The 10,925-nt window shown below is 67.6% G+C and carries 13 protein-coding genes; 7 read left to right on the top strand and 6 right to left on the bottom strand.

Annotation, left to right across the window (positions count from 1 at the left end):
* Nucleotides 1-76: 76 nt before the first annotated feature.
* Both radA and Tharo_RS10000 read right to left on the bottom strand, forming a co-directional pair.
* The gene (gene radA / locus Tharo_RS10005; RefSeq protein WP_107221055.1) at nucleotides 77-1,486 is read right to left on the bottom strand and encodes a DNA repair protein RadA; all 1,410 of its coding nucleotides are present in this window, start codon (nucleotides 1,484-1,486) and stop codon (nucleotides 77-79) included.
* A gap of 8 nt (nucleotides 1,487-1,494) precedes the next feature.
* Nucleotides 1,495-2,415 (bottom strand): LysR family transcriptional regulator, encoded by a 921-nt coding sequence (locus Tharo_RS10000; protein ID WP_107221054.1) that lies wholly within the window; start codon nucleotides 2,413-2,415, stop codon nucleotides 1,495-1,497.
* Nucleotides 2,416-2,643: 228 nt separating this feature from the next.
* Between Tharo_RS10000 and lplT the strand changes: the two genes are divergently transcribed.
* Nucleotides 2,644-3,897, top strand: coding sequence for a lysophospholipid transporter LplT (lplT, locus tag Tharo_RS09995; RefSeq protein WP_107221053.1), 1,254 nt, complete (start codon nucleotides 2,644-2,646; stop codon nucleotides 3,895-3,897).
* A 107-nt stretch (nucleotides 3,898-4,004) separates the two neighbouring features.
* Here the strand turns inward: lplT and Tharo_RS09990 are convergent, their stop codons facing one another.
* Genes Tharo_RS09990 through Tharo_RS09975 form a run of 4 tightly spaced genes read right to left on the bottom strand, consistent with a single transcriptional unit; the run spans nucleotide 4,005 to nucleotide 6,390 of the window.
* Entirely contained in the window at nucleotides 4,005-4,940 is a 936-nt protein-coding gene (locus Tharo_RS09990; protein WP_107221052.1) for a uracil-DNA glycosylase, read from the bottom strand.
* Nucleotides 4,940-5,404, bottom strand: coding sequence for a ribosomal protein S18-alanine N-acetyltransferase (gene rimI, locus Tharo_RS09985; protein ID WP_245880871.1), 465 nt, complete (start codon nucleotides 5,402-5,404; stop codon nucleotides 4,940-4,942). Before rimI ends, Tharo_RS09990 begins: the two co-directional genes overlap by 1 nt.
* Nucleotides 5,404-6,096, bottom strand: coding sequence for a tRNA (adenosine(37)-N6)-threonylcarbamoyltransferase complex dimerization subunit type 1 TsaB (tsaB, locus tag Tharo_RS09980; RefSeq protein WP_107221051.1), 693 nt, complete (start codon nucleotides 6,094-6,096; stop codon nucleotides 5,404-5,406). Before tsaB ends, rimI begins: the two co-directional genes overlap by 1 nt.
* A gap of 42 nt (nucleotides 6,097-6,138) precedes the next feature.
* Entirely contained in the window at nucleotides 6,139-6,390 is a 252-nt protein-coding gene (locus tag Tharo_RS09975) for a hypothetical protein (RefSeq protein WP_159051678.1), read from the bottom strand.
* Between the two features lie 378 nt (nucleotides 6,391-6,768).
* Between Tharo_RS09975 and ompR the strand changes: the two genes are divergently transcribed.
* Genes ompR through Tharo_RS09945 form a run of 6 tightly spaced genes read left to right on the top strand, consistent with a single transcriptional unit; the run spans nucleotide 6,769 to nucleotide 10,922 of the window.
* A complete protein-coding gene (ompR, locus tag Tharo_RS09970; RefSeq protein WP_107221049.1) occupies nucleotides 6,769-7,530 on the top strand; it encodes an osmolarity response regulator transcription factor OmpR in 762 nt (253 codons plus the stop codon).
* A 7-nt stretch (nucleotides 7,531-7,537) separates the two neighbouring features.
* A complete protein-coding gene (locus Tharo_RS09965; RefSeq protein WP_107221048.1) occupies nucleotides 7,538-8,938 on the top strand; it encodes an ATP-binding protein in 1,401 nt (466 codons plus the stop codon).
* On the top strand, nucleotides 8,935-9,543 hold the full coding sequence (locus Tharo_RS09960) for a septation protein A (protein ID WP_107221047.1): 609 nt from the start codon (nucleotides 8,935-8,937) through the stop codon (nucleotides 9,541-9,543). Before Tharo_RS09965 ends, Tharo_RS09960 begins: the two co-directional genes overlap by 4 nt.
* A complete protein-coding gene (locus Tharo_RS09955) occupies nucleotides 9,543-9,842 on the top strand; it encodes a YciI family protein (RefSeq protein ID WP_107221046.1) in 300 nt (99 codons plus the stop codon). Before Tharo_RS09960 ends, Tharo_RS09955 begins: the two co-directional genes overlap by 1 nt.
* Nucleotides 9,839-10,129: a BolA family protein gene (locus Tharo_RS09950; protein ID WP_107221045.1), complete on the top strand. Its 291-nt coding sequence runs from the start codon at nucleotides 9,839-9,841 to the stop codon at nucleotides 10,127-10,129. Before Tharo_RS09955 ends, Tharo_RS09950 begins: the two co-directional genes overlap by 4 nt.
* A gap of 10 nt (nucleotides 10,130-10,139) precedes the next feature.
* Complete coding sequence (locus Tharo_RS09945) at nucleotides 10,140-10,922, top strand: peptidylprolyl isomerase (protein ID WP_107221044.1); 783 nt, start codon at nucleotides 10,140-10,142, stop codon at nucleotides 10,920-10,922.
* The last annotated feature ends 3 nt before the right edge of the window (nucleotides 10,923-10,925 follow it).

Below are 10,925 nucleotides of genomic sequence, written 5' to 3'. Positions count from 1 at the left end.
CCCCCCCTCTGGAAAGCCGATCGTCGTTGTAGTGTTCACCGCCCATGCTCCGAAGACCGGGGCCGACCCGGACCACTCAATCTTCCAGCGTCCGTAGCTGCTCCAGCGCCTCTTCGACACGCTCCACGGCGATCACGCGGAGGCCTTCGATCGCCTGCCTGGGGGCGTTGGCGCGCGGCACGATGGCAGTATCGAAACCGAGCTTGGCGGCTTCCTTCAGGCGGTCCTGGCCGCGCGGCGCGGGGCGGATTTCGCCGGCGAGGCCGACTTCGCCGAACACCGCCAGGCCGCGGCGCAGCGGGCGGTCGCGCAGCGAAGACTGGATCGCGAACAGGATCGCCAGATCGGCTGCCGGTTCGGCGATCTTGACTCCGCCGACGGCGTTGACGAACACGTCCTGGTCGAAGCAGACGATGCCCGCATGGCGGTGCATGACTGCAAGCAGCATCGCCAGCCGGGTGGGCTCGAGGCCGACCGACAGGCGCCGCGGGTTGGGGCTTTGCGCGCTGTCGACGAGGGCCTGGATCTCGACCAGCAGCGGACGCGTGCCTTCCTGCGTCACCAGCACACAGCTGCCGGCGACCTGCTGCGAGTGCTGCGACAGGAAGAGCGCTGAAGGGTTGGAGACGCCGCGCAGGCCGCGCTCGGTCATCGCGAACACGCCCAGCTCGTTGACCGCGCCGAAGCGGTTCTTGAATGCGCGGATCAGGCGGAAGCTCGAATGGGTGTCGCCTTCGAAATACAGCACGGTGTCGACGATGTGCTCGAGCACGCGCGGCCCGGCGAGCGTGCCGTCCTTGGTGACGTGGCCGACCAGGATCAGACTGGTGCCGCTTTGCTTGGCGAAGCGGGTGAGCTGGGCCGCGCATTCGCGCACCTGGGCGACGGAACCGGGCGCCGATTGCAGGGCTTCGGAATAAACGGTTTGAATGGAATCGATGACCGCAACCCGGGGGCGGACTTCGCGCAGACTGTGCAGGATGCGCTCGAGGTTGATTTCGGCCAGCATCTGCAGCGTCGATGGCGGCAGTTGCAGGCGCTGGGCGCGTAGTGCGACCTGCTCGCCCGATTCCTCGCCGCTGACATAGACCACGGCGCCGTCCGCCCGGCTCCCGCCGTCGGCGCTGGCGGACAAGGCGGCGAGGTTGGAGAGCGCCTGCAGCAGCAGCGTGGACTTGCCGATCCCCGGGTCGCCGCCGATCAGCACCACCCCGCCGGCGACCAGGCCGCCGCCCAGCACGCGGTCGAACTCGTCGAGCCCGGTGGGCTGGCGCGGTTCTTCCCGCGGCGCCAGCTCAGCGAGAGACTGGAGGCGGCCGGAGACTCCGGCGAGCGCGGCAAAACGGCTGCCGGAAGCCGGCGCGGCGGGCTCCAGCAGCGTTTCCACCATTGTGTTCCAGGCTTGGCACTGCGGGCACTGGCCTTGCCAGCGCAGGGCTTGCGCACCGCACTCGGTGCACACGAAGGCGCTCTTGGGTTTGGCCATGGGCAGCCTTAACGCTCCCGCTCTTCCTGCTCGGCGATGAGGGTGAACTGTTCGCAGGCGTAGTCAGCAAAGGCGGTGATCAGGCGCGAGCGGAACTTGTCGCGGGGGACGATCACTTCGAGCGGCGTATACGTGCGCGGTTCGAGCGGCACCGCGGCCAGGCGGCCTTCCTCGACGTCGCGCCGGATCGCGCGCCGCGATGCGATCGCGAACCCGAGCCCGGCCGCGGCCAGCTGCTTGATCGCGGCCAGGCTGCCCAGTTCGGCGCACAGCGTGATTTCGCTGCCGGCGATTCCGGCGGTCTCGAAGAACTCATCGGCGATCTGGCGGATGCCGTTGCCGGGGTCGCGGTCGATGAAGGGATATCCGACCAGGTCCTTCGCGCTCAGGCGCTCGAAGCGCGCCAGCGGATGGTCGGGGCGGCAGATCACCAGGAGTTCGTCGCGCGCCGCACTGTGGCGTTCGATCGAATGCTGCTCGGTGGCAATCTCGATCAGGCCGATGTCGAGCTCCCGCGCCGCGACGCGGTCTTCGGTGAGTTTGGACGTCCCCACCAGCACCCGCGGCAGCACGCGCGGGTAGCGCCGCTTGAAGCCTTCGAGGATCTGCGGCAGCCAGTAGGCGGCGATGGTCGTGCTGGTGCCGATTTTGATCTGGCCGGCGAGCTCGTCGGTCAGTTCGGAGACGCGCGAATCGAGCTCGGCCGACAAGCCGAGGATCCGTTCGGCGTAGGCCAGAACGAGCTCGCCGGCGGTGGTCAGGGTGATCTTGCCGTGACCGCGGTCGAGCAGGCGGGTGTCGAAATGCTCTTCGAGCTGCTTGATCTGGAACGTGACCGCGGGCTGGGTCATGTGGAGGTGCTCGGCGGCGCGGGTGAATGAGCCGTGCTTGGCCACCGCGTGGAATACCTGAAGTCTACGATCTGCCATTTGGTGTGGATAAGTATGATTTATTGGCAATTAAAGCACAAAACTTACGCTTTGCGCGATCCCGTCAACTTGGACGCCGGGATACCCCTTCGGGGTAAGAAGGCGGAGGCGCCGGGATCTCTCCGCAGCGGGCTTGCGCGGAGTCAATCACCGTGAGCACGGCTTCGTGATATAAACCGCGCTCCGAACTTGAGTTGCATCGAGTCGCCCTACTCCGGATCCTGGACGATGCCGCTAGGCTTTTACATCATCATGGCCGCGCAGTTTTTTTCTGCGCTCGCCGACAATGCCTTGCTGATCGTCGCCATCGCCTTGCTGCGCGACATGGCCGCGCCTTCCGAGTACGAGCCGCTGCTCAAGCTTTTTTTCACCTTGTCCTACGTCGGCTTGGCCGCCTTCGTCGGCGCCTTCGCCGACTCGATGCCGAAATGGCGCGTGATGCTGATCAGCAACACGATCAAGATCGGCGGCTGCCTGATGCTCTTTCTCGGCGCCCACCCCCTGTTCGCCTACGCGGTCATCGGTCTCGGCGCAGCCGCTTATTCACCGGCCAAATACGGCATCCTCACCGAATATCTGCCGCACCGCCTGCTGGTGCTGGCCAACGGCTGGATCGAAGGCCTGACCGTGGCCGCGATCATCATCGGCACGATGATGGGGGGGGCGATGATCGACAACGATATCGGCGATGCCCTGATGGCGCTGAGCCTTCCCTTTGCCGACACGGCGTTCGAAGCCGCGGTGCTGGTGATCGGCACGCTGTATCTGATCGCCGCCGCCTTCAACGCCTACATCCCGGACACCGGGGTCGATCACAAGCCGCTCAAGAGCAATCCGCTGTACCTGATCCACGACTTCAACCACTGCCTGCGCCTGCTGTGGCGCGACAAGCTCGGCCAGATCTCGCTCGCGGTGACGACCCTGTTCTGGGGGGCGGGTGCCACGCTCCAGTTCATCGTGATCAAGTGGGCGGAGCACAGCCTGGGAATGAGCCTGTCACAGGCGTCGATGCTGCAGGGAGTGGTCGCGCTGGGCGTCGCCGCCGGCTCGGTGCTCGCGGCGCGCTACATCTCGCTGCGCCGCGCGGTGCGGGTGATCCCGCTCGGCATCGCGATGGGGGTGGGCGTGATCGCGATGGTGGGGATCACCGAAGCGTGGATGGCGATGGCGCTGATGGTGCTGGTCGGCGGGCTGGCGGGCTTCTTCGTGGTGCCGATGAACGCCCTGCTGCAGCATCGCGGTCACATCCTGATGGGGGCGGGCCATTCGATCGCAGTGCAGAACTTCAACGAGAACCTGTCGATCCTGGTGATGACCGGCACCTACGCACTGCTGCTCATGGCCGGCCTGTCGATCGACATCGTCATCGTCCTGTTCGGCCTCTTCGTGGCCGGCACGATGCTGGCGATCAAGCGCCGCCACGACGCCAACCAGCGCGAATTCGACGACGTCGCCCTGCTCGACGAACACAGCACGCATTGAACGCCCCCCGGAGGCGGCTTTGCCGTTCCCCGGGAGAGGACAGGAAAACCCGGGGCGGCCCTGCGTTTTGTTGGGGAGGCCGGCGGCAGAGAGGCCGCTGGCGCGAATCAGCCGTTCGCTGCCGCACGCGCCATGAATCGGCGCGCGAAGCACAGGTCTTCCCAGGCCTTGGCCTTGTCGCGCGGGTTGCGCAGCAGGTAGGCGGGATGATAGGTGACCACCACCGGCACGCCGCCATGATCGAAGAGCTTGCCGCGCGCCGCCGAAATGGCGATTTCCCGATCGAGCAGAGCCTGCGCCGCCGGGCGCCCCAGCGCCACCAGCAGGCGTGGCTGGACCAGAGCGATCTGGCGCTCCAGGTAAGGCCGGCAGGCGGCCAGTTCGGCCCGCTCCGGGGTGCGGTTGTGCGGCGGGCGGCACTTCACCGCATTGCCGATATAGACATCCTCTCCCCGCCGCAGGCCGATCGCCGCCAGCATGTTGTCGAGCAAGCGGCCGGCCTGGCCGACAAAAGGCTCGCCGCGCTGATCCTCTTCGGCCCCCGGTCCCTCTCCGACCAGCATCCAGCGCGCCTGCCGATCACCGACACCGGGCACGGCCTGCCGGCGCCGCTCGCACAGCACGCAGGCACGGCACTGGCGGATGTCCTCTTCGAGTTCGTCCCATCCCAGCGTGGCGATGCGCGCACTGCGCGCTGAATCGGCGTACGGAGCGATGTCGCCGGCAGCGGCCTCTGCACTCCGGCGCCCGGCGGGGCGCTGTTCCGGGAATCCGTGCACAGTGAGCGCCGGGGACGAAGCGGCGGCGGCAGACGGCGACGGGGCGTCCGCCACGAGCGGACGGGGGACGACATGAGCCGCCTCCACCCCCGCCAGGGCAGCGCCGGGCGGCGCTTCAGCGCCCCTCTCGCCGCCCCCTTCCCAGCCCCCTTCCCCGACCTCCTCATCGAGCCGCTGCGCGCCCTGCGTGCGCAACCGCCACAGCGGCCCCAGCCCCATCTCGCGCAGCACCGCGGCACGGCGCGAAGGCGCCCGCCCGGCCATCACAGCGCGAGCCTCATCACCAGGGCGTCCTCGCGCCCTTGCGTGGCGGGGTAATAGCCGCGCCGGCGGCCGACCGTCTCGAAGCCGGCGCTCCGATACAGGGCAAGCGCGGCGACATTCGACGGCCGCACTTCGAGAAAGAACTGGGTCGCACCGTGTTCGCACGCATGATCGATCAGACGCGCAAGCAGCGCGCGCCCCACTCCCCGGCGCTGAGCGTGATGCGCCACGCCGATGTCGAGCAGTTCGGCTTCGTCGGCAACGCGCTGCACCACCGCATAACCGAGCGGCGCCGCCTCCGGGCCATTCTCCGTTTCCCAGACCCACAGCTCGTGGCCGGCCGCCAGTGAATCGTTGAAATTGCCCCGCGTCCACGGGAAAGCGTGGAGTTCGGCTTCGCATGCGCAGACCCAGTCGAGGTCCTCGCCCCGCATCGGGCGCAGCCGCGCCTGCGACAGCGCCATCAGGCGCGGCCTCCCCGGGCGAGCCGCTCGGCGGTGGTCAGGGCGACCTTGTCGCGCACGTAAAGAGGCGCGGCATGCTCGGGCGCGAGCAAGGCTCCTCGCTCCACCCTGCGCACGGCGAGGCGGGCCACTTCGGCGGCATCGGGCAGCAACGATGGCAGACAGGCGTCGAGGCGGTCGTCGAGACGCTGGCGCAAGACTTCCGGCCACGCCGCGAACGCCGATCCGGCGGCACTCCAGCGCCCGGGCGGGAGCACGACCTCCGCGGGGGCACAGCAGCCGACCCCGGTTACCGCTTGAGGCTCGTTTTCGGCGTCGTGCACGAAGGCCGCGTGATAGACCTCACCCAGGCGGGCATCGGTGGCGACGAACACCCTCGGGGCCTCGGCGCGCAGCGCGAGCGCCTGCAAGCTGCAGATCGCCGCGACGCCCAGATCGGCTCCCAGTGCGAGCCCCTGGGCGATACCGCACGCCAGGCGCAGGCCGGTAAACGCCCCCGGCCCGGCACCGAAGGCCACCGCGTCGAGTTGCGCCGGAACCAGTCCGGCCTCGCCCAGCAGGTCGCGGATATCGCGCAGCACGGCTTCGGAATGGTTTTTCGCCCCTTCGATGCGACGCGACAGCAGCTCCCCTTCGTAGAGCAAGGCTACGCTTCCCTGTTCGCAGGCGGTTTCGATCGCGAGTACTTTCATGGTGCCGGTATTCTACCGGCTCGGCGAGGCTTCGCAGCGCGTTCAGCGCCGGCCGCGCGCGCGCGGCGGTTCGCCATAAACGTCCTGCATGGCGCTGCGCAGATCACGATGCAGCGCTTCGCGCTCGTCCTTGCTCGGGCGCCGGCTCCGCGGTGCCGCTTCGATGTCCCTGCCCGAATTCAGCACGTGGCGCAAATCGCCGCCCCGCGACGGGTGGGCCGAAGTTTCGATCTCCGCACCCGGGCTCTCCCGCTCCAATGGCTCGGCGTGTGCCGGCACGATCGTGATGAGCATGGCGAACACTGCGGCGAACATCCCTCCCAGGAGGGGCGCAGCAGGGGCGCGGACGGAGGCGGCAGGGACACGGGCAGGCATGGCGGCGAAGGAAACGTCAGAGGAGGGAATGCACGAGGAGAGGGGGCAGGCCAGGGAAGGTGGAAAGAGTGCGCAGGATGCGGGTGAAAGGGTCACGGGCCGTGGGAGGCCTCCGAAGTTACTTCCGAACATACGGCAATACGGATTTCATGGGTAGCCCCCGGTGCCCTGCACACCGCCGCTTTGTAAGTCGATATTGCCCCCCGCCGATGCTCTTACGAAGCGTTACCCACTGCCCCGGCCCTCTTTGTCGCGGAGCGCTGGAAAGGCTGCGGGAGCAAGGGTAGGATTCTCGCCATGAATCAGAAAACACGCTATCGGATCCTCGTCGTCGATGACGACGCGCGTCTGCGCGAGCTGCTGTCGCGCTACCTTCAGGAACAAGGGTTCAGCGTCAAGGCGGTCGGCGAAGCACCGTTGATGGATCGCGCCCTGCACCGCGAACATTTCGACCTGATCGTGCTCGATCTGATGCTGCCGGGCGAAGACGGGCTGACCATCTGCCGCAGGCTGCGGGCGGCGGACAACCCCATCCCGATCATCATGCTCACGGCCAAGGGTGACGATGTCGACCGCATCGTCGGCCTCGAGATGGGCGCGGACGATTACATCGCCAAGCCGTTCAACCCGCGCGAGCTCGTCGCCCGCATCCAGGCGGTGATGCGGCGCCAACCGCAGACCCTGCCCGGGGCGCCGACGCCGGAAGACGAAATCGTCCGCTTCGGCCAGGTCGCGGTGAACCTGGGTACGCGCTCGCTGACCCGCAATGGCGAGGAAATCCAGCTCACCACCGGAGAGTTCTCCCTGCTCAAGGTGCTGCTCACCCACCCGCGCCAACCGCTGTCGCGCGACAAGCTGATGGAACTGGCGCGCGGACGGGAGTACGGCGTGTTCGATCGTGCCATCGACGTCCAGGTCTCGCGCCTGCGCAAGCTGGTCGAGGACGACCCCGCCAAGCCGCGCTACATCCAGACCGTGTGGGGCTTCGGCTACGTCTTCGTGCCTGAAGATCCGCGCGCGGCGAATGGTGGACAGGAGCCGGCGGCGACCGGCGACTGAAGGTCCGATGCCCGGGGGCCAGACCCTTTCCCACCGGCCCGTGCCGGGTCGCCTGCTCGCTCGTGTGCTGCCCGGCACGCTGCTGTGGCAGACCTTCCTGCTCGTTGCACTGTTACTGACCCTGGCTCTCGGAGCGTGGTCGCAGATCTTCCGCTTCATGCAGGAGCCGGCGCGGGCGCGGGATGTGGCGCAGATGGTGGTCTCGGTGGTCAACCTGACCCGCACCGCGCTGATCAACGCCGACATCGAGCGCCGGACCGACCTGCTGATCGAGCTCGCCGCGCTCGAAGGCATCCGCATCTATCCTGCCGAGGCCAGCGACGAACTGGTCGCCCTCGACGACACCCGCCCCCTGCGCCTGCTGATGGCCGATGTCCGTCGCCAGCTCGGCAAGCACACCCGTTTCGCATCGAAGTGGAAGACGCTCGAAGGCTTCTGGGTCAGCTTCCGCCTTCATCCCGAAGACGAGGAGGACGAATACTGGGTGATGTTGCCCCCTGAGCGTATCGACAACCCCGATACCTTCGGCTGGCTGGGCTGGGCGGGCGGCGCACTGATGGCGGCGCTGTTCGGCGCCTACCTGATCGTGGCGCGGGTCAGCGCCCCGCTGCGCCAGCTCGCGCGCGCCGCCAACATGATCGGCAGCGGACGCACGCCACCGCTGATCGAGGAGTCCGGCGCCCAGGAGATCGCCGTCGTCGCCCGTGCCTTCAACCGCATGACGGGAGACCTCGCGCGCAACGATGCCGACCGCGCGCTGATTCTCGCCGGCGTGTCCCACGACCTGCGCACGCCGCTCGCCCGCCTGCGCCTGGGGATCGAGATGTCCGGCGCACCGACGAGCGAAGTCTCGGCGATGGTCGCCGACATCGAAGAGATGGACCGGATCATCGGCCAGTTTCTCGATTTCGGCCGGGGCGAGCCGCAGCAGGCGCTGCAGCCGCTCGACCTGGTGCGGCTCGTGCATGAGGTCACCGAATCCTACCGCCTGCGCGGCATCGAGATCCGCATTCACGGCGCGGACCGGCTCGAAGCGGCGGTCCACGTGCTGCCGCTGCGCCGCGCCCTCGCCAACCTGATCGACAACGCGCTGCGCTACGCCGGCGATGACAGCCCGCTCGACATCGACATCGGCCGGCGCGAAAACTTTGCCTGCATCGAAGTCGCCGACCGCGGCCCGGGCATTCCCGAAGACCAGGTGGAGCGCATGCGCCACCCCTTTACCCGGCTCGAAGCGGCGCGCAGCAACACCAAGGGCGCGGGGCTCGGCCTGGCCATCGTCGATCGGGTGATGCGCGCCCACCACGGCCGGCTCGACCTCCTGCCGCGCCCGGGCGGTGGCCTGCGCGCCATCCTCAATCTACCGGACTCCGCCGGAACCGACACCCGCTATAATTCTGCCGCATGAAATTCCTTTTCGACCTTCTGCCGGTCATCCTCTTCTTCGCCGCATACAAGCTCGGCGGGGCCCACCCGGAAGCGGCCCACGCCCTGCTCAGCGGCTGGCTCGGCGACGGGATCGCTGTCACCCAGGCGCCGATCCTGATCGCCACCGCCGTCGCCATCGCCGCAACCGCGCTGCAAATCGCGCTGGTCTGGCTGCGCCACCGCAAGGTCGACACCATGCTGTGGGTGAGCCTGGCGATCATCACCGTGTTCGGCGGCGCTACTCTGTTCTTTCATAACCCCACATTCATCAAGTGGAAGCCCACCGCCCTGTACTGGCTGTTCGGCTGCGTGCTGCTCGGCTCGGCCGCCCTGCTGCACCGCAACCTGATCCGCAACATGCTCGAGGCGCAGATCCGCCTTCCCGATCCGGTCTGGGGGCGGCTGAACCTGGCATGGGCGAGCTTCTTCATCGCCATGGGCCTGCTCAATCTGTACGTGGCCTACAACTTCAGCGAGGAAACCTGGGTCGATTTCAAACTGTTTGGCGGCATCGGCCTGATGCTGGCGTTCGTGCTGGGCCAGGGGTTCTACCTGTCCCGCCATCTCGAAGAGGAGAGCCATTGATGTTTTACGCCCTGATCGGCGAGGACGCGCCGGGGACGCTGGAAACCCGCCTCGCGGTGCGCGCCGAGCACCTCGCCCGCCTCGAGGCGCTGCGCGACGAAGGCCGCCTGCTGCTGGCCGGACCGATGCCGGCGATCGACTCCCCCGACCCCGGCCCGGCCGGCTTCGCCGGCAGCCTGGTCGTCGCCGAATTTGATTCGCTCGCCAGCGCCGAGCGCTGGCTCGCTGAAGACCCTTACGCCAGGCAAGGCGTGTTCGCCCGTACCACCGTCCGCCCGTTCAGGAAGGTCCTGCCATGAGCGCCGAAGTGGCCGAACGCATCCGCGCAACGCTTTGTTCCGCCTTCCCGGTCGAGCGGATCGAGGTCGGCGACGACAGCGCGCTGCATGCCGGCCATGCTGGCGCCCGCGACGGCGGCGGGCACTACCGCCTGACGCTGGTGTCCGCCGCATTCGAAGGGCACGGCACGGTGGCCCGTCATCGCATGATTTACCAGGCACTGGGCGGGATGATGAAAAAAGACATCCACGCCCTGGCCATCCATGCCTTTTCGGCCACCGAGGCCGCAAAGCACTCCACTCCCTGAGGAATACCCGATGAAACTGTTTCCGAGCCGTCTCGCCGTCACCCTGCTTGCCGGCTTTCTCGCCTGGCCTGCGCTCGCCGCCGACCCGGTCGCCAAAGTCAATGGCGTCGCCATTCCGGCCTCGCGCGCCGAAACCATGCTTGCCGAACAGCGCGCCCAAGGCACGCCGGACAGCCAGGAGCTGAACGAAGCGGTCCGGGAAGAGCTGATCCGCCGTGAAGTCCTGGGCCAGGCCGCGACCGGCAAGGGTCTGGACAAGAAGGCCGAAGTCCAGGCCCAGATGGACATGGCCCGCCAGGCGATCCTGATCCGCGCCTACCTGCAGGAATATGTGCGCGCCAACCCGGTTTCCGATGCCGAACTCAAGGCCGAATACGAAACCATCAAGGCACGCCTGGGCAGCAAGGAATACAAGCCGCGCCACGTCCTGGTCGAAACCGAAACCGCGGCGAAGGCGATCATCGCCCGCCTGCAGAACGGTACGCCGTTCGAAGAAGTCGCCAAGGAGTCGCTCGATCCCGGCTCCAAGGATCGCGGCGGAGAACTGGGCTGGAGCAACCCGGGCATGTTCGTGAAGCCTTTCTCCGACGCCATGGTGAAGCTGGAAAAAAGCAAATACACCGCCACTCCGGTGAAGAGCGACTTCGGCTACCATGTCATCCAGCTCGACGACGTGCGCGACGTGCAGCCGCCCCCGCTCGACGAAGTCAAGCCGCAGCTGCAGCAGCGCCTGCAGCAGCAGAAGGTGGAAAAACACATCCAGGCGCTGCGCGAGAAGGCCAAGGTCGAATAAGTC

The organism is Thauera aromatica K172 (genome assembly GCF_003030465.1).
Classification (GTDB): domain Bacteria; phylum Pseudomonadota; class Gammaproteobacteria; order Burkholderiales; family Rhodocyclaceae; genus Thauera; species Thauera aromatica.
This window is presented reverse-complemented; position numbering and strand designations above follow the sequence as displayed.